Annotated in this window: 21 protein-coding genes and 1 pseudogene; 8 read left to right on the top strand and 14 right to left on the bottom strand. The window is 60.4% G+C overall.

Features of this window, described 5'->3' with window-relative positions:
- Nucleotides 1–68: 68 nt before the first annotated feature.
- Nucleotides 69–884: a response regulator gene (locus tag QMG80_RS02050; RefSeq protein ID WP_085771305.1), complete on the bottom strand. Its 816-nt coding sequence runs from the start codon at nt 882–884 to the stop codon at nt 69–71.
- Between the two features lie 263 nt (nt 885–1,147).
- Between QMG80_RS02050 and QMG80_RS02045 the strand changes: the two genes are divergently transcribed.
- Together QMG80_RS02045 and QMG80_RS02040 are read left to right on the top strand one after the other, a co-directional pair.
- The gene (locus tag QMG80_RS02045; RefSeq protein ID WP_158658685.1) at nt 1,148–2,164 is read left to right on the top strand and encodes a PAS domain-containing sensor histidine kinase; all 1,017 of its coding nucleotides are present in this window, start codon (nt 1,148–1,150) and stop codon (nt 2,162–2,164) included.
- A 184-nt stretch (nt 2,165–2,348) separates the two neighbouring features.
- Nucleotides 2,349–2,501 (top strand): hypothetical protein, encoded by a 153-nt coding sequence (locus tag QMG80_RS02040; RefSeq protein WP_158658684.1) that lies wholly within the window; start codon nt 2,349–2,351, stop codon nt 2,499–2,501.
- A 97-nt stretch (nt 2,502–2,598) separates the two neighbouring features.
- Here the strand turns inward: QMG80_RS02040 and QMG80_RS02035 are convergent, their stop codons facing one another.
- Nucleotides 2,599–3,351, bottom strand: a complete 753-nt coding sequence (locus QMG80_RS02035) for a class I SAM-dependent methyltransferase (RefSeq protein WP_085771302.1) — start codon at nt 3,349–3,351, stop codon at nt 2,599–2,601.
- A 343-nt stretch (nt 3,352–3,694) separates the two neighbouring features.
- Here QMG80_RS02035 and QMG80_RS02030 point away from each other — a divergent pair, with 343 nt between their 5' ends.
- Nucleotides 3,695–4,666 (top strand): DUF4158 domain-containing protein, encoded by a 972-nt coding sequence (locus tag QMG80_RS02030; RefSeq protein WP_085771301.1) that lies wholly within the window; start codon nt 3,695–3,697, stop codon nt 4,664–4,666.
- Between the two features lie 37 nt (nt 4,667–4,703).
- Nucleotides 4,704–4,883 (top strand): hypothetical protein, encoded by a 180-nt coding sequence (locus QMG80_RS02025; protein ID WP_085771300.1) that lies wholly within the window; start codon nt 4,704–4,706, stop codon nt 4,881–4,883.
- Nucleotides 4,884–5,270: 387 nt separating this feature from the next.
- Here the strand turns inward: QMG80_RS02025 and QMG80_RS02020 are convergent, their stop codons facing one another.
- Both QMG80_RS02020 and QMG80_RS02015 read right to left on the bottom strand, forming a co-directional pair.
- Nucleotides 5,271–6,089 (bottom strand): SGNH/GDSL hydrolase family protein, encoded by an 819-nt coding sequence (locus QMG80_RS02020; RefSeq protein ID WP_085771299.1) that lies wholly within the window; start codon nt 6,087–6,089, stop codon nt 5,271–5,273.
- Nucleotides 6,041–7,144, bottom strand: coding sequence for an OpgC family protein (locus QMG80_RS02015; RefSeq protein ID WP_085771298.1), 1,104 nt, complete (start codon nt 7,142–7,144; stop codon nt 6,041–6,043). The genes QMG80_RS02020 and QMG80_RS02015 overlap by 49 nt, the downstream gene beginning before the upstream one ends.
- Before the next feature lie 147 nt (nt 7,145–7,291).
- On the opposite strand from QMG80_RS02015, the gene QMG80_RS02010 reads away from it, so the two are divergent.
- The gene (locus QMG80_RS02010) at nt 7,292–7,651 is read left to right on the top strand and encodes a hypothetical protein (protein WP_158658683.1); all 360 of its coding nucleotides are present in this window, start codon (nt 7,292–7,294) and stop codon (nt 7,649–7,651) included.
- 2 nt (nt 7,652–7,653) lie between these two features.
- Here QMG80_RS02010 and QMG80_RS02005 read toward each other — a convergent pair whose 3' ends face one another.
- Together QMG80_RS02005 and QMG80_RS02000 are read right to left on the bottom strand one after the other, a co-directional pair.
- On the bottom strand, nt 7,654–7,779 hold the full coding sequence (locus QMG80_RS02005; RefSeq protein ID WP_245300253.1) for a hypothetical protein: 126 nt from the start codon (nt 7,777–7,779) through the stop codon (nt 7,654–7,656).
- 337 nt (nt 7,780–8,116) lie between these two features.
- Nucleotides 8,117–8,587, bottom strand: coding sequence for a hypothetical protein (locus QMG80_RS02000; protein WP_085771296.1), 471 nt, complete (start codon nt 8,585–8,587; stop codon nt 8,117–8,119).
- Nucleotides 8,588–9,269: 682 nt separating this feature from the next.
- On the opposite strand from QMG80_RS02000, the gene QMG80_RS01995 reads away from it, so the two are divergent.
- From QMG80_RS01995 to QMG80_RS01985, 3 genes and pseudogenes are all read left to right on the top strand, one after another.
- Nucleotides 9,270–9,752 carry a hypothetical protein gene (locus QMG80_RS01995; RefSeq protein WP_085771295.1) on the top strand — a complete coding sequence of 161 codons (483 nt, stop codon included), beginning with the start codon at nt 9,270–9,272 and terminating at the stop codon, nt 9,750–9,752.
- Nucleotides 9,753–10,016: 264 nt separating this feature from the next.
- Nucleotides 10,017–10,550: pseudogene (locus QMG80_RS01990) on the top strand (peroxiredoxin).
- 648 nt (nt 10,551–11,198) lie between these two features.
- Nucleotides 11,199–12,080 (top strand): slipin family protein, encoded by an 882-nt coding sequence (locus QMG80_RS01985; RefSeq protein ID WP_245300161.1) that lies wholly within the window; start codon nt 11,199–11,201, stop codon nt 12,078–12,080.
- Between the two features lie 229 nt (nt 12,081–12,309).
- Here the strand turns inward: QMG80_RS01985 and QMG80_RS01980 are convergent, their stop codons facing one another.
- The 8 genes from QMG80_RS01980 to QMG80_RS01945 all read right to left on the bottom strand — a co-directional run bounded on the left by QMG80_RS01980 (nt 12,310) and on the right by QMG80_RS01945 (nt 20,988).
- Nucleotides 12,310–13,032 (bottom strand): cytochrome c biogenesis CcdA family protein, encoded by a 723-nt coding sequence (locus tag QMG80_RS01980; RefSeq protein WP_085771291.1) that lies wholly within the window; start codon nt 13,030–13,032, stop codon nt 12,310–12,312.
- Between the two features lie 3 nt (nt 13,033–13,035).
- Nucleotides 13,036–13,416 (bottom strand): thioredoxin family protein, encoded by a 381-nt coding sequence (locus QMG80_RS01975; RefSeq protein WP_085771290.1) that lies wholly within the window; start codon nt 13,414–13,416, stop codon nt 13,036–13,038.
- A gap of 569 nt (nt 13,417–13,985) precedes the next feature.
- On the bottom strand, nt 13,986–14,555 hold the full coding sequence (locus QMG80_RS01970; RefSeq protein WP_158658681.1) for a TlpA disulfide reductase family protein: 570 nt from the start codon (nt 14,553–14,555) through the stop codon (nt 13,986–13,988).
- Between the two features lie 32 nt (nt 14,556–14,587).
- Nucleotides 14,588–14,770, bottom strand: a complete 183-nt coding sequence (locus QMG80_RS01965) for a DoxX family protein (RefSeq protein ID WP_245300251.1) — start codon at nt 14,768–14,770, stop codon at nt 14,588–14,590.
- A complete protein-coding gene (locus QMG80_RS01960; RefSeq protein WP_245300159.1) occupies nt 14,755–15,063 on the bottom strand; it encodes a hypothetical protein in 309 nt (102 codons plus the stop codon). Before QMG80_RS01960 ends, QMG80_RS01965 begins: the two co-directional genes overlap by 16 nt.
- 516 nt (nt 15,064–15,579) lie before the next feature.
- On the bottom strand, nt 15,580–18,405 hold the full coding sequence (locus QMG80_RS01955; RefSeq protein ID WP_085771287.1) for a hsp70 family protein: 2,826 nt from the start codon (nt 18,403–18,405) through the stop codon (nt 15,580–15,582).
- Between the two features lie 64 nt (nt 18,406–18,469).
- Nucleotides 18,470–20,311 (bottom strand): Hsp70 family protein, encoded by a 1,842-nt coding sequence (locus tag QMG80_RS01950; protein WP_085771286.1) that lies wholly within the window; start codon nt 20,309–20,311, stop codon nt 18,470–18,472.
- Complete coding sequence (locus QMG80_RS01945; protein WP_281926160.1) at nt 20,308–20,988, bottom strand: DUF2760 domain-containing protein; 681 nt, start codon at nt 20,986–20,988, stop codon at nt 20,308–20,310. The genes QMG80_RS01950 and QMG80_RS01945 overlap by 4 nt, the downstream gene beginning before the upstream one ends.
- Nucleotides 20,989–21,053 lie beyond the last annotated feature (65 nt).

Below are 21,053 nucleotides of genomic sequence, written 5' to 3'. Positions count from 1 at the left end.
CTTACGGAGCCTTGGGCGGAAGGGCGGCGGCGCGCAAGCCCCGCCAAGGCGCGGCGCGTCGCCCAGTCCTATGAATTCGCCGCCAAATGCGAGGAGGCCTTCTGATCGAAGAACAGGCTTTGGCAGATCGTGGCCTTCACCGCTTCGACGTCGTAGGGTTTGCTAATCAAGAAGGTCGGCTCCGGTCTCTGGCCGGTCAACAGTCTTTCCGGATAGGCGGTGATGAAGATGATGGGGGTGGCGCCCTGCTGAAGAATATCATTCACGGCGTCGATGCCTGAGCTCCCGTCCGCAAGATGGATGTCGGCGAGAACAAGCCCCGGTCGCCTTAAGCGTGTCAGCTTCTGCGCCTCCGTCTGAGTCCTGGCGACGCCGATTATCGAGTGCCCGAGTTCTCGCACGATCATCGATAATTCCGCCGCGATCACCGCCTCGTCCTCGATGATGAGAACGTCGGTCGCGATGCATTCTGCGATTTCCTTTTCCGCGCTGGACAGAAAACCGGACACGGCCTCGATGTCGACGTCGAGAATGAAGGCGATGTCCGACGGCGCGAAACGCTCGACCAGGTTCAGAAGAAACGCCTGCCGGGATCGCGGCGTGAGGCGAGCGACATTTTGCATCACCGAGGAAGTCGTCCCTGAATTCTCAAGATCCTCCTCTGCCGGAAACGACCTTTCAGCAATCGTCGACCAAAGGGTCGAGAATACGCGATACAGGCCGGCGCGAGCTCCACGCTGCTTGGGAAAGGAAGCGGGCTCCTCGATGATCGCTTCCAGCGTTTGAACGACGATCGCGTCCCCGACGTTTTGCGAGCCGGCAAGCGCGCGCGCGTATCTGCGCAAATAGGGGAGATACGGAGCAATCTGTTGGGACAGCGTCATCTAACTCCATCCTCCCATTGCTGACCGCGCGGGGTTTGTCGTGGGGCCCACACGGGCCAATATATACTCAGTAACTTATGGCGGCGCGAGGCGAAATCCACAGCGAAGGCCACGTTAGCGACCGTCTACCGCGCCTTGGGAAAGCTTGACGCGTTGAGATTCGCTGAGCGCAGCGCGCGTGCAATGAGTTATGTGAGCGCGCTGAGCTGCCGTCGTCTCGGTCAGCGGGAGCCCGGAGCTCAAAGCTTGCTGAGGAGAGCATGATGCCGCTGTCGGGATTTGAGGGGATGTTCACGGAATTGATCGAAGCGCCGGAGCATGCGCGTCGATTGAAGATGGTTCTCGATTGCCTGCCGGTAGGAGTCTTGCTCGCTGCCCTTCCTGATGGGCGAATTATTTTTGGCAACCGTATGATCGAGACGATGCTTGGCCATCCGGTTCGCTACTCCAAGGACGCGCAAGCCTATGGGGAGTGGATTGCCTTCCACGAATGCGGGAAACAGGTTGAAGCCCATGAATATCCCTTGGCTCGAGTGCTGCAGGGCGAGCAGAATCCAACAATGGAGTGCCGCTATATGCGCGGCGACGGGTCCTTCATCTGGATCAAGATCAACGGCGGCCCCTTGTACGACAAGGAAGGTAAGCTTTCGGGCGCGGTAGTGTGCATCACGGATATCGAGGGGATGAAGCAGGCGCAGGCGCGGGAGCGTCTTATGCACATGGAATTGCATCACCGCATGAACAACGCCCTGACGATGATTCAATCGATCACCAATTTGAGCGCCCGATTTCCTTCCCCCGAACCGGATTTCCGCGAGGCTTTCTCAGGAAGAGTGGCGCTTCTCAGCCGCACGCAAATCATGTTGAGCAAGAATTCCTGGTCCGCCATTCCGATGGACGAGCTCGTGGCCGCAGCCTTGCCGGAAACGCTGGGCCACAGCCAGATCGAGACGTCGGGATGCGAGCTGTCCTTGCGCTCGGACGTGGCGTTGGCGCTGGGATTGGCGTTACATGAGCTCAAAACGAATTCGCGAAAGTTTGGCGCTTTGAGCCAAAGCCGAGGTCATGTCGGAATTCAGTGGCGGCCGTTGGAGGGCGCGAGCGACAACCAGCACGTCGTCGAATGGACGGAGAGCGGCGGTCCGATGACGTCGCCGCCAAAGTCCTGCGGCCTGGGATTGGAGCTCTTGGAAAAGATTTTGCCGATGCAGCTTGGCGGACCCACAAAGCTCGAGTTCGAGGCCGGAGGCCTCAAGGCGAGCCTTGTGGTCAGGGCATAGATGCGCCGACTCTTAGAGCCTGTCACGGAAAAGTGCGAAGCGGTTTTCCGGTCAAGACATGCTCCAACATTTTGATTTGGCGCGTTTCCTTATCGCTCGAACGATTCCGTTCGAGCGGGAAACGCGCTCGCCTCGGAACAATCGGGCGCCGCGCTCGGTTATCCCGCCCGTGAAGGAGAGAGCCATGAACCAAACCACATCCACAGGAAACGAAGGCGAAGGCAACCAGACGGACGCCAAACGCTTCAACGAGGAGCAAGCCAAGGCTTTGGAGGGCCCGGAGCGGGAAGCTTTGGAGAAGGCCGAAGCCGAGGGGCGATCTCACGCGAAGAAATGAAGCGCCGACCGCATTGCGGGCGCCTGGAGGAGGGGTGGGCGCTGTCCGCGGAAGGGGCTCTCTCTCTCACGCGCTAACGAGGCTTCGGAGCGTCAATTCACGGCTTCTCGGCCACATAGCACCAGGAGCCGACCGCATATCGCGAGCAGTCGAAATAACAATCGTAATCGACCTTCTCGACCACAGATAACCCTGCGGCCGCCGCCTCAGCGGAAATGATCGCTGGTGTGGCCGCGTAAAGGCGCATGCCTTTATGGACTGGCACGGGGAGATAGCCTTCTCCTCTGAAGAAAACTCCACTTCTGAGCTGTCGCCACAGGAGACCGAGCGTCTTCGTCGCCGAGATCACGCAGCGCCAGATCCGCTGCTTGAGGGTAGCCTCGCGCAACTCAGGAAGAAAAATCAGAAACTCGGCGTTGCTGACCGAGAAAATGAAGTTTCCACCTGGCTTGAGCACGCGCGCCACTTCCTGAAGCGCGCGCCGCCTCGACTCGTCGGAAGGGATCGAGCTCATGCCGTTGAACGAGAACAACACAAGGTCGAAACGCTCGTTCTCGAAGCCTGATAGATCCGCCGCGTCACCCCAGCGGAAGTCCGACGCTGGAAAGCGCCGGCGGGCCGCGTCGATCATCGGCTCTGAATAGTCGATCCCAATGTAGCTCGCCGCTGCCGGCGCAAGGTAGGGCGCCGTGCGACCCGCTCCGACGCCAATATCGAGGATCGTGGCGCCGGGCCGTAAATATTTGGCGAAGAGATGCTGCTCGCACCGGTGCAAGCCATCCATTTTCGCATATGCGGCGACAATCTCGCTCGACGCAAATACGGCTTCGTTCAAATTGCTCATCGTCATGGCAAACTTCTCCTAGACGGGGCTATTCCAGATCCGAGGAGACGTAAAAACAGTCTATGCCTTATAGAGGAAAACCTACGCCTGGGCCAGCAGGCGCGCTCTAGCAGGCTATTGAAAAAAGTGAACGAGGTTCGCTTCCGATACCGATGCGTTCTCCCATCGATTCTGTGACGTCCCGCGAACAAGGGGTCATCGCAGAATCTTCCCAAAATCCTACGCTAAGGCGCTGATGGAGGCTTATTGGTATTTTGGCGATGGAGTTCAGCAGATACCAAGGCATTGAAAAATAGCGATAAACCGGACTGCTGCGCGAACGACCGATCGTGCGCCAGGGGAGCCGGCGATGAAGAAGCATGAAATCCTCTCGCCGCAGGCCCGGGCGGCCCTATTCGATCCGCCCAACGATCCGGCGACAATTGTTCGGCACTATACGCTTTCGCCCGACGATCTGGCGCTTGTCCGTCGACGGCGGCGTGACGCCAATCGGCTTGGGTTCGCGGTGCGTCTCGCCTACCAGCGTTTTCCAGGTCGAGTGCTCGGCATTGACGAGACTCCGCCCGCTGACGTTCTGTCATTCATTGCCGGTCAACTCGGCATCGAGCCGGGAATGTTTCACGAGTATGCTCGTCGAGAAGAAACGCGCTGGGAGCATCTCGGCGACATACAGTCATATCTGGGCGTCCGTCCGTTCAGCCGCGGTGATTATCGGTCCGTCACAAAGATTGCGACGACCGAAGCGACTGGCATGGATCGCGGCGAGGCCATTGTTGCCGCCATGATCGAAGCGCTCCGAACTCGCGGCATTTTGTTGCCTGCGGCGACAATTCTGGAGCGCATCGGTCTGGCGGCGCGTGCACGCGCCCGAAAGCAGGCTCATAAGAATCTCATCGAGGGATTAGAGCAGCGGACGGTCAATGAACTGCGAGCGTTGACCGCGGTCAGCGACAACAAAGATCGCACGAGGCTTGCGTGGTTACGTGACTGGCCGGAGGCGCCGACGCAGAAGAACCTGGTTGGCGTCGTCGAGCGCTTGGATTTCATCCGCAGCTTGGGTGTTGAACCAGATCGCGAGCAACGGATTCATCGTGCGCGCTATAGAGCAATCGCCAGGGAAACGGCTATTCTCAGCGCCCAGCATCTTTCGCGGTTCGATACCCCGCGCCGACTGGCCACTCTGGTGGTGTTCGCCCGCGAGATGGAAGCAATCCTCACGGACGCGGCGCTGGTCATGTTTCGACAAGATGCTTGGCGGCGTGTACCGTCGTGCCGAACGCGCCGACAGAGAAAATGTTGTTCATCGAGCAAAAGCGCTTGATGCATCTGCACGCGCGCTTCTCCATATGGCGAAGGCCATGTTGGCGGCGAAGGAATCGGGAGAGGATCAAGAGGCGGTTGTTGAACGTTCGCTCGGCTGGGAGCGCTTGAGAGCGCTCGTCGCTGAAACAGAAATTGTGGTCACAAACATGCGCGAAGACAATCTGACTGAAATCGTAGAAAGATACGCGCCGCAGGCGGCCTCGGGTCAAGCGTAAGATCAAGTCTAGACACAAGCCGATCTCCAAATCAGGAAATCAGACTCGCCGATCACAGCTCCAAAATGAAGGTGTGGGCGGAACACCGCTTACCTTTTAGACGTACGTTGACACACAGGACCACGCTTTACAGAGTTTTGGAGACATGAAAACCGGCGCCTGAGACCAAATGGCCCCTGGCGACACGACTGTTGGGTCTAGGCCGACCAATGAAAATATCGCCGATGCCATGATCGCAAGCTACCGAGGGGCATTTTTCGACCGGTGACTTTCACAACCGAGTTGCGCCCCAACGGGCTTGCCCTTGTGAACTACGGTTGCCGGCGCCACAATCAACTGCCGATTTCAACAGCCTTCGTCCTGTTTGCAAGGCTATCGATCGCCGATCTATTCGGTCGACCTCCGCGGCTTAGCCGGGAAAAGGCTCAGGATCATCGCATGGGCCACATGCTCCGCCATGCATTCATAGCCGAGGTCGTTGAGGTGAAAATTGTCCCTCGACATCAATTCAAGGTTGGCGTGCGCCTGCTCGATGTAGCGCATGGCGTCATAGCGGCGGACATACAGGACATTCTGTTCCGTGGCGATCCGTTTCAGACTCTCCCGGATTGAAGCGTAGTTGGGATCCCTGGCGAGACGCGGCGTATATTGCATTCCAACAAGGACGACGTCGATCCGGTTTTCCTTCAGCCAAGCTACGGCGGAGCGCACCGTGTCCTCGAACTGCGCGACTGGAACGCGAGCGAGCGCGTCATTGGTGCCAAGCTGCCAAAGAACGACATCGGGCTTAGTCAGTGCGACCTCGCCGCGCAGCCTTTCGGCGGCGACATCCGCCGTCTCGCCCGACGCGCCGCGATTGATGATCTGCAGATCGGCGCCGTTGAGCGCGCTCTCCAAAACGACTTCGAGCCTAGCCGGGTAGGTCTTGTCGCTGGAAGATGCGCCGACGCCCGCGGTGGAGGACGAGCCGATGGCGAGTAGCCGTGCCGCCTTGCGTTCCTTAAGGGCCGCAGCAAGGACGGGCAGGGTCGAGGGCGCTGCGATGTCCGAGTTCGGCACGGCGCACGCCGGATTGAAAGGCGGCGGCGCGATCACGATCGCCGGCGCGGGCGTCCCCTCGGCTCGCGACGGCGAAGCCGCGGCCAGCGTCCCGCCGATCAAAAGGGCGAGCGTTGCGCCAAGCTGGCTTTTATGTGTTCGCGCCATTCCGATGCCCACGCGACGCCCCCCATCGCTCCGACGCCTAGGACGACAATAAGAGCGTCGGTCACGATTGAGCCGCCATAGATGAAACGAAAAATCTGCCCGATCAAGCTCAGGAGCGATCCAACACAGAAGACGTTCAAGGAATTACGGCCTAGGGACGAAAGAAAGGCTCCCGTACGAGGCAGTCGGGAATTGATGGCAGGAAAAGAGCCGCCGAAGAGCGCGGCCAGCGCGAGGCTGTGGATGAGCCGGGATGGCGAGAGATAAGTCTTGTCAAACATGAACATCAACTTAGCCGCCGGCAAAGAGACGGGGTCGGGCGAGAAGCCGACTGCAGTGCAGACCGCACCAGCGGCGACGATCGCAACCGCAGCCCATTTGAGCGTCATCCGCCACCGACGCGATAGGGCGCCGAGCCCTCGCGAGCCGGCCAGCAGAAAGCCAAGCACATAAATGAACTGCCAGCACAAAGGATTGAAAAACCAAGTGTCTTCCACGGGCCAGGTTGGGAAGTTCGCACCCGTTGCCAGCGCAAAGAGATACGTCATTAGGGAGACGAGCAAGAGGATGGGCCATGCGTGGCGGCTGACAAAGGCGATCGCCGGCGCGACGGCGGTCAAAACCACATAAAGCGGAAGGATGTCGAAATAGCCGAGCTGATACGAAAGCAGAGCGAGACCGACTTGAGCGCGAACGGGGTCTTCGAACACCGCGGACGCATTGTGCCAATCGAGAAGGAAAGGGGCGTCGAGAGCGAGCGCCGTTCCTGCCAACACCGCAATGGCAAGCTCCGTGATGACGAGCTGCGCAAAATAGACCTGCAGCGTCCGAGCTGTCAGCCTCAGCGTCAGCCAGGGCGTAGAAAGGTTCCGTCCAGGGCCGTCGACGACCTTGCGAAGCGCCCAGCCGGCTAGAAACACGAATAATTCGGCGGAATCGGAGATAGATAGATTCTTGAAAGTGAAGCGCTCAAAAAAACCACCCGGTATATGATTGATGAAGATCGTCACGAGCGCGAAGCCGCGCCAAAAGTCGATCTCGTCTGCTGCCCGCATTGTCCGTCGTCACGCCTCTTAGCCGCTTATCTAATCATCGAAGTTTTCGATAACCGTATCACTAATCGTCCTTTTAGTGGTGACCCCCACTACGTCGTCGACTCTAGGCGTTCCTGGGCCCTAGACGACGATCGCCGCATCACACTTATGTCGTTTCCACCTTGCGAGCGCTCGGCTCAGGAGATCAAACTCACGGCAAATGAGGAGACGCGGTTCCACAAATTCGTCTACGAGTTTCTCGGGGTTGTTGCGCGACTGGAGCCAGAGTTTCGAGCGCGGAGGAATGAGGCCAGCGATCTTGCCATCGCGGGCAACGACGACGGCGCGCTGATCTTCGCCATTCTCCCCAAAGACAGCTTTTTTCAGGATCGTGCCCGCCTCTGCGAGCACGAAGGTTTGTTCCATGACGTCCTTGGCCTGTTTCACCAAATAGAGATTTATATGCCTTTCCTTGCGCGCGCCTCACGTTGGCCGCTACCGCCACCGCGACGATCACCGGTACGATGACGTCATAGTCGCGCGTCGAAGACCACGACGATGGCCGTCATGACCCCGCCCGTCCCGGCGCCGACCATCGCCGCCATCCCAACGATGGCCGCAGAGGGTACCGTCACGCCAGCATTCGGGAGCGCAATGGCTGCGATACCGGCGAAAGCGCCGCCGAGAGTCGCGCCGAGATACAGAGAAGGGGGTCTTCCTCATGTATGGATGCCCCCGTTCGCGCAAGATGTTTCGATCGGCTTGGCCGTGTGATCGGGTGAGGTCATGTATCAGGCCTTGAGACGCAGTCTGTCAGGAGGCACCTTGGCTGGCTCTTCTTCACTCTCGGTGCAAGTTGGAGTCCTGCAACGGTAGCATCCGTGCGCGAAGCAATTCGATGCTTGCGCGGCCATACATAGACCGCTTGAGCGTCTTCAGTCGATCGATCTGTCCTTCTGTCTGTCCGTTGCTCCAAGGCTCCATCACGGCATTTTACACGGCGTCTATGTCGTGACGCAGCGTCGTTGCGAAACGTCGGATGGTGTAAATGCCACAAGAGAGCGCGTCCCATAGCCACTCGTTCAGCTTCTCCCGGGAGCCGCTGTGAAAAAGGCCTCTAAACCGCATGGCAAGTTGACGCTTTATCGTAAACTCCTTCGACGCCGCTTTCAACGCGTCAACGGTGCAGATTTGACGAGGCGTCATTTGTCCCCGTGGCTTCATGCAAAGCGCGGCGGCGGTCAGCGGCGAAATGCGGCGACCCGTCGTCGGATCAATCGCCGGCGCCTTGAAACAAGGGTGAAAGTCAGGCGCCGCCAATGTTGAGGATGGTGGCTCGACTGTCGCCTCGACAATCACATCCAGCGGTCGCTCGGAATCTTTCCATGCCGCGACAAAACGCGCCAGATGGCTATAAGAGCCGGTGTAGCCTTGTTGCCGTATCTCTTCGAACAGGAGGCGCACTGAACGGTTCCCTTCTGTCTAGCGGCGTAATAGGAATGCTTCGAAGCCGGCCGGCGTGCATGCTTTGAGCACCATCACGTTGCGTTCCGGCAAGACAATGAAGCGGGCCGTCGGGATACATCTTATTGTTGGAAATTGCCGGTTTGCGGCGGGCTTGGACATCTTGTTGGGTCTTCGTCACTTTCTGGGGAGCTGATTGCTAAGGTTGCGCCTTCCGTGCAGGGAAGGCCGCTCGTGCTCGACCTGCGTCTGGGACGCTGGCGATGAGAGCACGCAAAACTGTGGGTGGCGCTGGCTTCTGGCCCCATCTCGAAGGCGGCTAAGCGAACAAAACCGTCAGAAATACCTAGAGCCTAACTATTGAGAACTTGCGGTCCCCACGACTTTGCGTGGTCCCCCGGGGTCTTCCGAATCGGCGAAGCGCGCGCGTGGCTGACAGAGGAGACAGCAAGCTGAACGATGGCGCAAAGAGATTCCAGCGCGGCTCCCTCGTCGGCTTAGTCCTTCATCTCCTGAGCGCCTTCCGCCGTCAAAAGGCATGGGGACTTCCCGCATGCGCGGCAAAATATATCGTCACGCAAGATTGAATTTATCAGGCTCCGCGTCAATTCTTTGTTGAGCTTCTGTCGATCGATCGCGCCAATCGTTTTAACGTCGTTGGGGAGATGAAGCTCGAGTTCGGATGGGCCAATGTGTGAGCGTTGATGTGATGGAGGAAGAAATGGCGTTCCTTAGAAGCACAGCTTTGGCGATCCCAGTTTTGGCTGTCTTTATGGGAATAGCCGCAATGGCGGCGCCCATGAGCGGCTCGAGAATCTCAAATGCGTCCAACTCGGAGAAATTGTTCGAAGAGCCTGCGGCGACTGGAATCCAACTCGCGGTCATCTCCGCAGCGGCCGCGGGCGGAGTCGGGCTCCGGTCCGTGGAGCGTCCTCCTCGGCTGACATTGGTGAAGCAGAAAGCTGTTGCAGCGCTCTGGCCATCATTCGCCCTTGCACAGCAGGCCAACGACGCGCCAGGACGCATCCATATGAGGTGCTCCGAATGGAAGCGCAATGAAGATGGATCCTGGACAGGAAGCACAAAGCAAGGCGGGTTGACCTTCGAGGATCTTACAATCAAGAACAATGCTGAGACGAAATACCTTGACGAGCATTGCAAATAACGGCGCCGCAGCCGTCGCTCATTTGGATCAAACAACCGCGCGCCGAGATTAATGTCCGCGCGATCCTGATCGCCGCGCTTGCGGCAAAAGAGCGTCCGAACGCGCATTTGGAAAACGCTCTTGCGGCAGCCAACATACGCTTGGGATCAAACTGCGTCACCGGCGCACCGTTCGAATCGCGCGTTCTCGCGCTTCGGGTTGGCGCCACTACACGACGCAAGGCGCCCCCGCTATGATAGAGTTTCGGAACTAACGGTAGGACCTATGACCAACCTCTTGTCAGTCGACTGGTCGAAATTCCGGCTCCCACAGACGACAATGCCGCACGGCACATCGTTGGTTCACCCATACCTTCCGTCCAGCTTCGGTCGACAGAGGGTTCACTGATCGACTTGGCGGAATGATTGTCGTTTATGCCTATCCGATGACGGGAGGACCGGACATACCGCTTCCTGATGGATGGGACATGATCCCGGCGCCCACGGATGCACTCCGCAATCGTGCGCCTTTCGCGACCATTTCGATGAATTGCGCCAACTCTCGGTTTCTCACCTGTTTGGCCTATCCACGCAGACGACCGCCTATCAGATGGAAGCTGCGGAGCGTCTGCACCTTCCGTTTGCGTTGCTATCAGACAGTGACCTCAAATTGACCGAGGCATTGCGATTGCCGACTTTTGAGACCGCGGGCATGCGTTTGCTCAAGCGGCTGACGATGATCATTTCGCAGCATCGGATCGAGCACGTCTTTTACCCGGTGTTTCCGCCGGACCGTAGCGCAAGCGATGTCATCGACTGACTCCGGGCACGGATGCTAAAGTTGTCTGGTTAGGATCAACCTGCGCCGCCCGCGCGTCGTTCCAACGCGTCCGCTCCTCCCCTGCGCCCGAGGCATCGAAGTGCGTTGGCTCCGTGCAACTGGGGAGGTCCTTGAAGACGACGCTCATGCCAGCCTTGCCGAAAGCTCGACGGCTTCCCGCAACCGTGACAGGAGCCAGACTGCTCAAGGCGCGCCGAAATGATCCAATTGCCGTCAACCTGTTCGGCGTCCAGAATCTGCACGCCCGGTCCGGGAACCCATCCCAATTTCTCTTGCATGCGCTCAAGTTAGGAATCCTTGAGCTTAAAAGCAGCTCGGCCACAGAGAATGAGGCAGATCCAATTATCTGGCGACGCACATTAAAGGCAACGCGACAGCCATCGTGCTTGCCGTTGTCAGGCAGACAACTACTTATCAGATGATCTGAATTGCCGAGGTCGCCTTTTCGTTGGGGGAAATGTGATGGCAATCTTTCAATTCAATATCGAGGCGTCAATACAGCGACAATCGAGATGCGCCGGCGGTAGCGATTTCTACTAACCGACTGTTGCGCGAGAGGGTGGAATCGATATGAGAAACTCCAGTGCTCTGCCGATATTGATTTTCGTTGTCATTCTGGGCGCGGGCTTGGCGTTCGCCTTTTCGGCCTTCGCGCTTCCCGACTACAGCAAAAGCGCCTCAATCGCTGCGGGTTCCGCGTTCGCCGCTTTCATAGTCTCGTATTCCGTGAAGGTTGCCGATCAGTGGGAACGGGCCGTGGTGTTGCGGCTCGGCTGTTTCCACGCCCTTAGGGGCCCCGGCTTGTTTCTCATCATTCCCATCATCGATGTTATCGCCTATTGGATCGACATCCGCGTGATCACGAGTGCGTTCAAGGCAGAGAAGACGCTCACCAAGGACACGGTGCCAGTGGATGTTGACGCGGTGCTGTTCTGGAAAGTCATCGACCCAAAGAAGGCCGCTCTCGACGTCGCCGACTACACGAGCGCCATCAATTGGGCCTCTCAAACCGCGCTTCGCGACGTCATCGGCAAGACAATGCTTTCTGACATGCTGGAGGGCCGTGAAAAGATCAGCGACGAGCTACAGAAGATCATCGATGTCCGAACCGAGCCCTGGGGTATCAATGTAATTTCAGTGGAAGTGAAGGATGTCCTGATCCCGTCGGCCTTAGAGGATGCGATGTCGATGCAGGCGCAAGCGGAGCGCGAGCGCCAGGCGCGCGTAATTCTCGGCGATTCAGAACGTCAGGTCGCCGAGAAATTTGGCGACGCCGCAAAGACTTACGCGAATAATCCCACTGCCTTCCATCTGCGGGCGATGAACATGCTCTATGAGGGTTTGAAGAAAAACAACGCGACGATCGTTATCGTGCCGAGCACGGCCGTCGAAACCATGCAACTCGGCGGCTTAGCGGGAATCACGGCCTTGACTGCGACATTGGGTCAAGAACGCGGTCAGGAGGGGACTCCTCGTCCAGGGGCCGACGCGCCCCCCGTGAAGCCATAGCAGGATAACTGCCGGCCCTTCTTAAGCCGGCGGGCCCGCTTGATGCATCCTGGACTCGCGACGCTCTTGCCCTTCGACACGAGGACATCAACCTGGCGCAGCTTCGCGACGATCTCCTCGGGAGTCGGTCTCTTCCTCCGCATAACGGTCCTCCTTTTCCTGTCCGAAGACATACTTCAAGGTGGACCCGTTCTTTGGGGGGGGGATCAGATCGACGGTCAGACCTGATTTAGAACCGCGTCGTCAGATGCGACAACCATGCCGGTGACGCATCGAGAAGGGCGGCTTCGAGCTGCTTGTCGTGGCCAGAGACAATCAAGCCGCCGAGCACGATCAAGAACACGCCCATCGCTTGCCTCGCGCGTAGCCCTGCACCGATTAGTGAGTCGCGCCACCGCGAAAACACTTCGCGTGAGAGAAGTCCCAGTCCGAGCAATGGAGCGGCGGCTCCGAGCCCGAAGGCCGCCATGATCAGCGCAGCTTGCCCCAGACTTTCGCCGCGCGACGCCATTAGCGATGCCGCCCCCAGCGTCGGCCCAGCACAAGGGCTCCAGACGGCCCCGATGGTCGCGCCGAGTCCCAAGGGTCCAAGGGCCTTGACCACCGAAGCGCCACGAAAAGCCCTGTCGATGCGATCGCTGAGCGGTCCTAACCCGGCGACGACGCGCGTTTGCAACGGCGGCCACAGCAGAACGATGCCAAGACCCACGATCAGAGCTGCGGCGACGCCACGAAAAGCGTCGCCGTCCAAGCCGATGGAAAAGCCGATCGTCGCGACGAAAATGCTGACCATCGTGAAAGAGAAAGCGACGCCAAGCGCGAGTAGAACCGGAGCCGTTCGACCTTGCGACGCGGCGCCGCCGAACGCCAGCGGCAGCATTGGCAGCACGCAAGGCGAGAGAATGGAGAGCGCGCCCGCAAGGGCGGCGAGGCTGACCGCGCCGAGATTCATCGCTCAGTAACCCGAGCCGATCAGCGCGCTGATGGAGTTTGGATCCGTGTCGCCGACACTGCGGCCCGTCTCCTTCTTGCCCTTGAACATGATCAGCGTGCTTTGGCTCTTGGCGCCGAAGCTGCGGACCGCATCCTTCTGCTTGTCGAAGTCGACGCGGAACACTTTTAGATTTTGGAACTGCGGATCGGCTTCGAGCTTCTCGAGCACCGGCTGCTGCGCGCGGCAGACCGAGCACCACGGCGCGAAGACCTCAACCAGAACGGGCGCGCCCGAGTCCTGGGCTTGCGCAAAGCCGCTGCGGCTGTAATCGGACTTTTCGGCGGCGAGCGCCGGGAGTACGGCGGCAATGAGCGCGGCGGCGATCAGGTCGCGTATCTTCATCAGGTTTGTCCTTCTCCACTGGATTTGATGCGTCAACCGATATTCGTGTCAACGCCGACAAAGTTACAGCTGGCGCCTTGTCAGACTCACCCGAAAGGTTTTGCAACCTCTGCACGCCGATCGTCGCGGAGTTTGCCCGATCGAGCCTATTGGCATGCCGATCTTGCCCTTTGCGGTTAGCTCACACAAAGCCTGTTTCCCCGAGCCCACGAAGCCCTTGGTCGCCGCATTTCTCGGACGCCCAATGGTTGCGTTCAAGCGTAGTTTTTCAATTCGCGCCAATTGCCGGACTTCCCAATGCTTGGCGGTCCGGTCGCGCTCAAGCCGTCGAGATCGCGTTGCGAGTCTGGAGCTCCTCGAGGCTGAGGGTCCGTCCATGGAGGAAGCGGCGTCCGTCAAGGGAAAGGCGTTGCGTCTCTCAAGGTCAGCGCACACAGGGGGCGCTCGTCCTCGGTCCCACTCAGCGCTTCGCTTCCAAGGGGATCTATGTCGTGCGCCTCGATCCAACCGCCGAAGACGGAATTGCAGTGGTGAGCGACCGGATCGTTCCTTGAACGGCGGCGCCCCAGTTACCTCTCATCGGCGATGTAGTGGCGCAAAAATGCGAGTCCCTCGTCAGCAGTCCAATCAACTTCGCCGGTGATGTAACCTACCGGCCGTCCTTGGCGGTCGATCACGTAACTGATCGGCATTCCATAAAGAACGAAAGGTGACGTTCCATTTTCGGTGTTGGTGACGCCAACGCTCCGATTGGGGTCGAGGAATGGATGCAAGCGTGTGACGCTAGCGCGTTCGAGGAACGCCGTGACCGCCGACTTGCCCTCCCGATCGACTGAAACCGCAACCACTTCGAAATCCCGAGGTCCGAGAATCTGTTGAAGCCGCTCAAGCAGCGGCAGTTCGCGGCGGCACGGCGGGCACCACGTCGCCCAGAAGCTCAGTAGGACCACTTTTCCCCGGAGCGATCGGAGACCGATCATCTTGCCGTCGATCCGTTCGAGCTTGAGGGCTGGCGCCTCGACCAGGGGCCTCAGTTCGATAAACTGCGATGTCGCTGAGCTCAATGGCGGTGGCGTCGCCTCCACTTCGCTTCGTGCCGTGAATGGCGCCGTCATTGTCGCACCGATGAGAAGAGCCATTAGGGAGCGCCGCGAGATCGCCTCAGAGGCGATCATTTCCGGAAGATCAAATAGTCGAGCGAGATCGCGCCGGGGCCGCGCGCAATGAGGACGACCAACAGCGCCACCCAGTAGGCGTGAACGGTCCACCATGCGTCGGGGTAGACGAAAATTTGTATGACCATTGTCATGGCAAGGAGACCGAGCGCGGAAAGGCGCGTCAAAAACCCGAGCACGAGCAACAGAGGCAGCACGAACTCCGCGGCGGCGTGACATAGGCGGCGACATTTGGCGAAAGGAAAGGCAATTTGTATTCGTCGGCGAACAAGGTGAATATCGCGCTCCGGATGGCGGTCGGGATCTGGACCGCCAAATCGAGCCCGAAGATTTCGCGACCGACTGTCGGTCCTTCGATCTTCGTCTGGCCGGAGACGAAGAAGGGACGCGCTGCGACGACGCGAAGGAAGAGAGCGATTATGGAATAGGGAATCGCATCCAGCCAAGCGGCGATGTTTTTCGTTATGTCCATGAAATCTCAAGCTCCAGAATTCGTCGGGATCGAGGCTTCTGGCGAAGCGCCAACCGATTTCAGATGTTGAGGGTCGTGAGCGCTTCGCTGGCCAGAAGAGTGCGAAGAATGGCCGCAACGTCGAAGTCCTTCGCGCGCTGACTTGCCGCGCTCAGGGCCTCCCCAAAAGTGCAGCCACTGATTAGGATTTCGATGAAGCGGTTTGCATGTCGATGCTCTGACGCAAATTGGCCCCAAAAAATACATTGACGGCCAACTCACGTCATCTCCCACGTTTCGTCCGGCAGGGAATAGGCCGGCCGTCTCGTCGATCACATTTCCGCGACCGTGCCGCGAACATTGGAGCAGCGGCCAAGCCGAAGGGCAATTCAACCGTCTCAAAACGCTAAAGCGCGCCATGTATGGTCGCGCAGGCATTGAGCTGCTGCGAGCGCGAATGCTTCCGTTCGAAACGGCCATGTGCACGTAAAGTGACGCAGACCCAGCCAAAATGTCTCCTGACACCGGGATCGGCTTTCAGGAGTGGGGACATCCCGTGCGGTCGGAAATCATATTTTCAAATCCACTCAGGATCAGTCCGGGCGGAACGGCCTCGCCATAGAAACTCAAGCGTTCCGCGCGCTGGACCGGCTCCACGCTCCGGATACGGCCTGTCCTGACAGGAGGGACGCCGCATTTCTCGAGTTTGTCGGCGATTTGCGAGCGCAGCGCGTTCGGCGGATCTAGGCGCCGGTCGTCGACAGCGCGGGCCGCGCGCAAAAAGAGCGTCTGGGCCTCCACGAACTCCGGATCTTTCCAATCGAACCGGCGCAACGCCTCGTATGCCTTTTCGACAAGCGCCGGCGGTGCGATGTTTTCTGGTCCGGTGTAAAACGGTGTGCGAGACAGGAGGAATCCCAAGGCCGAGAGATATGGCGCGCAATGCTTCTTCTCGGCCGCCAGCTCCGCGACCGCATCAATGAAACGCTCGATCAGCTCCCGCTTGAGTTCCTGGCCGATCCTTTCGAAAGCCCCAACCATGCGGATCAACTCGGGGGGCGCGTTCTTCTGCAGAAGGATTTTCTGTCTTTCAGCGGCGAGCAGGGCCTCCTGCCGCTCCTGCGTGAGGCCTCCGGCGACCCGACGCCACAACACATATTCCTGAAGCTTCGTTCTTTTGCCGGGAAACCTCAGCCCCTCCCGGCAAATAGCCCAAAGCTCGTCGATGCGGTGTTCGTCCATGGCGAGACCGAAGCCGGGCCTCAGGAGGAAACCGGCGAGAATGAGCCAGGTCTCCTCATGCTCGATGGAAACAGCGCGGGCGTTGTGATTAGCCGCGAGACTCGCCCAAAGATTGCGAATCAGGGTGGCGCTCCAGTCGCCCTTGGAGCGACCGAGAACCTTCTCCAGGCTCTCGATGAGCCGAGACGCCGTGAGCTTGTCACGCTTGCCGAGGGGCTTCGCGAAGGCGGCGGCGATCCGTTGTTTCGCCTCGGCTAGCGCCTCCGGTGGGATGCCGAGACCGGCCGGCGCCTCGGCTTCCGGCGCGGCAGCCGCAGCCACGTCGCGCTCGTGCGGCCGGAGGTTGAATTCGAGCGGCCAGGAGCCGGGGACGTCGGCGGCGAGGCTGCGGCACGAGAGCGCAAGCAGGCCGAGTTCGTTGATCTTTGCGTTCAAAGCGACGGGGATCGCGGATACGCCCCGCGCCGATGTCGCAACGGTTTCGAGCGGCGGCAAGGCATAGAATTCGTCCGCCGTCAGCCCGATGACGTCGCCGGCTTTTGTCTCGTCGTGACGCGTGGAGGTAAAAAGCTGAAACCGCACCGGCGTGTTGACGCGAAGATAAAGATCAAGATCGGAAAGCTCGAATTCTTCCCCGGCGGGAGCGCCGTGCGGGAGAATACAGATGAGCGGCCGGCGCGACGCCTTGTCGTCGCCATGCGCCGTCCCATGCGCTTCGACAAAGACCGCGCGCGCCGCGCCCGCCTCGATGCGGCGCTCTCCCTGCCAGAACAGCCTGCCGGAATAGGCCGCACCGCGCGCGACGGCGAGGTCGAGCTCCGCATTCTCCAGCGTCAGCGGCGGCCGGCCCTCCTGCCAGGCGGCGATCTGCGCGCAAAGCCGCTCGCGCAGGCGCGGGGCGAGGAGCGAGCCGCCGTTGAACAGCACGGCGTCGACAGCGGGACGACCGCGCAGAAACGCGGCGAGATGCCGCGTCATCGCGCTGTCGGAGGCGTAGGGAAGGCCCCACTCCCTCACCGCGCCGGAAAGGCGCCGCGGACGGTCGGTCAATTTGCACTCGGGGAAGAAACCCGTGAGGATCATGTCCTCCAGTTCCGCGCGCGTGATTATCGCAGACAAAGTGCTCGCGAGGACGCTCGAGCCGCGGCCTGGAATCGAGACCGTAAGAGTCTCCTCTGGCGAGCCCTCCCGGTCGCCGAGCGCTCTTTCTTTCAAGGACCGGCACTGAGCGATGAGATGATCCCATTGCGCGGCCGAAAGTCCCGCTTCTGTGGTCGCGAGCCGCGTTTCCGCCAAATGCGCGATCGCGAGATCGATGTTGTCGCCCCCGAGCAGGATATGGTCGCTCACGGCGACCCGCGTGATGTCGGGTTCGCTTCGGCCCGCGCGCCGACGAAGCTCGAACAGGCTGAAATCCGACGTGCCGCCGCCGATGTCGATCACCAATATGTGACGCGGGGCGAGTCCCGGATCGGGCAAGGCGCTCCAGGGATCAGCGCCCCCCTTCCGTTCCAGCCACGCATAGAACGCCGCCTGGGGCTCTTCCAGCAGGCGCACGCTATCCGGAAAGCCGGCTTGCTGCGCCGCGAGGAGGGTCAGCCGTTGCGCCGCGGCGTCGAAGGAGGCCGGCACGGTGATGGTGATGTTTTGGGCGTTGAACACGAAGCCCGCCCCTTGCTCCGCAAACCGGTCGTTCCACGCCGCGCGCAGATGCGCGAGAATGAGCGCCGAGGCGGCGACGGGCGAGATCTTGTCCTGCTCCGCCACCGTTTCGGAGCGCCACGGCAGAAAAGGCGCCGTGCGGTCGGCGGCGTGGTGGCAGAGCCAGGATTTCGCGGACTGGACGACGCGCCCCGGCGTTTCACTCGCCTTGCGCTTCGCCAGCCGGCCGACCGCCCAAGCGCCGGAGCCGAAGTCGCGCGCCCGCATTAACGCCGCGATCGCTTCCTCCGGCAAATAGAGGAACGAGGGGATCGTCACGGCGTCCACCATCGTCGCGGGCGTGTCCCATTGCGGAATCGCCAAAACCTCGGAATGTCGTTCGCCTGAAAGGGAAGAATAGGCCAGGACGGAATTGCTCGTGCCGAGATCGACGCCAATGCTGAATTTGGGCCGCGTCATCGCCTAACCTTGCAACTCTCTACTCGAGGGCGGTCATGCGCCGGACAACCGGCGCTATTTGCGCCTATTCCGTCCTGACCTGGAATTCGACCTTCCAGCGGCGCTCCGATTTGGCGTGCTTCATCCATAATTCGAGCGTTCCGAGTTCCGTGACCGCGGCGTTGATCTGCACGGGGACCGGTTGACCCGCGGGGATGTCCTCGACGGCCGCGAGATCGACCTCGAGAAGGCTGATCTCGAGCAGTTCGCGTTCGGCGTCGGGAATGATCTCTCCCGGCGCGTCGCCGCTCCGCACCTCGGAAGAAAAGAATCGGAACTCCGCGGGTTGCCCCGTGACGAGCGCGAGATCCCGCCCTTCGATCAGGACTTCGGAGCCTTCCTCCATCCCCTGCGGCACGACGCAGAGGGCTTTGAGCGGCGGTTTGAAGCCGGGCACCGCCGGCATCGAGCTTTCGAGCCCAATATAGTAGGAGCGCGAAGCGCCCGCCTTGATCCGCAGCCCCTTGCCGGTGACGCGATTGCGTCCGTAGATCGACGCGCCTTTCGCCACCGCGAGATCGGGCTGGTAGCCGGCGAGCTCGCGCACTTGCGCGCCGTCGCTCCACGCCGACAGCAGATCGAGAACGCGCCGGCGGATCGGCGCGGCCTTGAAGACGCCGCCGTTGAACAAGACGGCCGTTGGCGCGAGAAACGGCTTCGAGCGAGCCTCGGCGCCGATCAAGGACGATAGCGCTGCGCTCGATTTCACATTCTCCAGGCTGCGCGTGAGGAAGCGGGCGAGATGCTTGCTGATAACCGGATCGCTCGCGTAAGGAAGCCCGAATTCTTGCAATCCCGCGCGCCGCGTCTGCTGCGGCAAGTCTTCGATCGCGGTTCTGGCGAAGAAACCGTCGAGCGCGATCTGTTCGAGCGTCGCGCGATCGAGTTTCGTCGAGACGGTCCCGCCGAAGAGGCTCGACCCCCTCGACGGCACGGCGATTGGAAACTCGGACACGGTTTCGTCTTCGAGCATCGCCTCCTTCGCCTTGCCGGCGGAATGGATCAGCGCGAGAAACTGCGTCTCGCTGATCGACTTCCCCTCCGCTTCGAGACCGGCGCGCAGCGCATAGGCGAGCGCAAGATCCATGTTGTCGCCGCCAAGAAGGATGTGCTCGCCGACGCTGATGCGGTCGAGGTCGAGGACGCCTTCCTTTTCCGAAATCGCGATCAGCGTGAAATCGGCGGTGCCGCCGCCGATGTCGCATACGAGCACGATGTCGCCGGGGCGGACCTGCGCGCGCCAATCCTTGCCGGCCTGCGCCGTCCAAGCGTAGAACGCGGCTAGCGGCTCCTCCAGCAGCACGACCTTCCCAAGGCCCGCCGCCTCCGCGGCTTCCGCCGTCAGGCTTCTCGCGACTTCGTCGAAAGAGGCCGGGACGGTCAACACGAATTGCGCGTCTGCGAGATCGATATCGCCATTCCCCGCGCCCATCGCGTGCAGGAAACTTTCTTTGACGTGCTCCAGGCACATGCGTGAACAGTCGAAGGCCGAGCGTTTTTCTTCTTTGATTTCGGACTTCCACGGCAGAACCCGCTGCCGGGGGTCGACATGCGGATTCGACAGCCAGGATTTTGCGGAAGTGATCAAGCGGTCTGGCGCCAACGCGCCGTGGTCGCGCGCGAAATGGCCGATGATCGGGTCGCCCCGCCAGGCGGTGCGCCAGGGCAGGGGGAAAGCCCCTTCGGGAAATTCGTCGGGATGGGGAAGATAAAGAGCCGAAGGCAGAGTGGGCTTCTCGCCGACCCGATTGGGTCCCAACGCCTGGGTGATCTCAACGATTTGCGTGCTCTCGCTCTCGATCCTCGAGAGCGCGATCGCGCTGTTGCTCGTGCCGAGGTCGATCCCGACACTGAACCGGTGTGTCATCGAACCTCAACCTCGGCGGGGGCGATCACCGGCAGCCGGTCTACGTGTGTCGTCACTAAACGCGGCAGCTTCACCCATTCCGCCCGCCATCCGTGGTGGATGAGCGTTCCAGTGAACGGGGGCTCCCCGCTGATTTTGCCGACGAGGCGGTAATCGTCCGCGGCATGTTGCGGGGGGACGGTGATTTTCGATCCTTCGCCTTCCGAGCGGATGGGAGCGATCCCGAAATGCTCCAGGAGAGCCGCTCTGCATCCTTGGTGCAGAACCCGCCCCGCAGCGCCGACCTGTGCATCGCTGTAGCCCGCGATGTCGTCCATCAGGAAATCCACCAGGCGGCCCTTTTCCTGAAAAATCGAAAGGAGGTTCACTACTTCGGCGTCCGCCTTGGCTTCCGCCGGCTTTGTTGCGAGAAGCTGCGCCGGCTCGGGGGTGGTCCGCGCGGGCGCTGGGGGTTTCAGGCGCTCGGCGACAAGGGCGATTAGGAGCAAAAGAGCCATCCCGGCGATCGCCGTCGGCAATAGTGCGCGCGCTTGGTCGGCGTAGGGCGCTGGCAGCGTGTCCGGTGCGAGCGCCAAACCGGCGAGCGCGAGAAGAATAAGCGCGAGAATGACGCTGAGGCTTCGCATTGCTTTTCGAACTTCTTTTTTGAGGGCTTCCCGGAAACGCTCAAACGACAACGGCGCTTCTCGACCGGACGAAACGGGGCGGGGGAGGGGTCGATCGGCTCTATAATAGGAATGGC

Source organism: Methylocystis bryophila (assembly GCF_027925445.1).
In the GTDB taxonomy this organism is placed as follows: domain Bacteria; phylum Pseudomonadota; class Alphaproteobacteria; order Rhizobiales; family Beijerinckiaceae; genus Methylocystis; species Methylocystis bryophila.
Note: the sequence above shows the minus strand (reverse complement) of the source record. Positions and strands in the feature narration are given on the sequence as shown.

What these genes read in the sequence shown, in the direction of transcription:
- QMG80_RS02050 (WP_085771305.1), bottom strand. Translation starts at nt 884, where the DNA reads ATGACGCTGTCCCAACAGATTGCTCCGTATCTCCCCTATTTGCGCAGA.
- QMG80_RS02045 (WP_158658685.1), top strand. Translation starts at nt 1,148, where the DNA reads ATGCCGCTGTCGGGATTTGAGGGGATGTTCACGGAATTGATCGAAGCG.
- QMG80_RS02040 (WP_158658684.1), top strand. Translation starts at nt 2,349, where the DNA reads ATGAACCAAACCACATCCACAGGAAACGAAGGCGAAGGCAACCAGACG.
- QMG80_RS02035 (WP_085771302.1), bottom strand. Translation starts at nt 3,351, where the DNA reads ATGACGATGAGCAATTTGAACGAAGCCGTATTTGCGTCGAGCGAGATT.
- QMG80_RS02030 (WP_085771301.1), top strand. Translation starts at nt 3,695, where the DNA reads ATGAAGAAGCATGAAATCCTCTCGCCGCAGGCCCGGGCGGCCCTATTC.
- QMG80_RS02025 (WP_085771300.1), top strand. Translation starts at nt 4,704, where the DNA reads ATGTTGGCGGCGAAGGAATCGGGAGAGGATCAAGAGGCGGTTGTTGAA.
- QMG80_RS02020 (WP_085771299.1), bottom strand. Translation starts at nt 6,089, where the DNA reads ATGGCGCGAACACATAAAAGCCAGCTTGGCGCAACGCTCGCCCTTTTG.
- QMG80_RS02015 (WP_085771298.1), bottom strand. Translation starts at nt 7,144, where the DNA reads ATGCGGGCAGCAGACGAGATCGACTTTTGGCGCGGCTTCGCGCTCGTG.
- QMG80_RS02010 (WP_158658683.1), top strand. Translation starts at nt 7,292, where the DNA reads ATGTCGTTTCCACCTTGCGAGCGCTCGGCTCAGGAGATCAAACTCACG.
- QMG80_RS01995 (WP_085771295.1), top strand. Translation starts at nt 9,270, where the DNA reads ATGGGCCAATGTGTGAGCGTTGATGTGATGGAGGAAGAAATGGCGTTC.
- QMG80_RS01980 (WP_085771291.1), bottom strand. Translation starts at nt 13,032, where the DNA reads ATGAATCTCGGCGCGGTCAGCCTCGCCGCCCTTGCGGGCGCGCTCTCC.
- QMG80_RS01975 (WP_085771290.1), bottom strand. Translation starts at nt 13,416, where the DNA reads ATGAAGATACGCGACCTGATCGCCGCCGCGCTCATTGCCGCCGTACTC.
- QMG80_RS01970 (WP_158658681.1), bottom strand. Translation starts at nt 14,555, where the DNA reads ATGGCTCTTCTCATCGGTGCGACAATGACGGCGCCATTCACGGCACGA.
- QMG80_RS01960 (WP_245300159.1), bottom strand. Translation starts at nt 15,063, where the DNA reads ATGGACATAACGAAAAACATCGCCGCTTGGCTGGATGCGATTCCCTAT.
- QMG80_RS01955 (WP_085771287.1), bottom strand. Translation starts at nt 18,405, where the DNA reads ATGACGCGGCCCAAATTCAGCATTGGCGTCGATCTCGGCACGAGCAAT.
- QMG80_RS01950 (WP_085771286.1), bottom strand. Translation starts at nt 20,311, where the DNA reads ATGACACACCGGTTCAGTGTCGGGATCGACCTCGGCACGAGCAACAGC.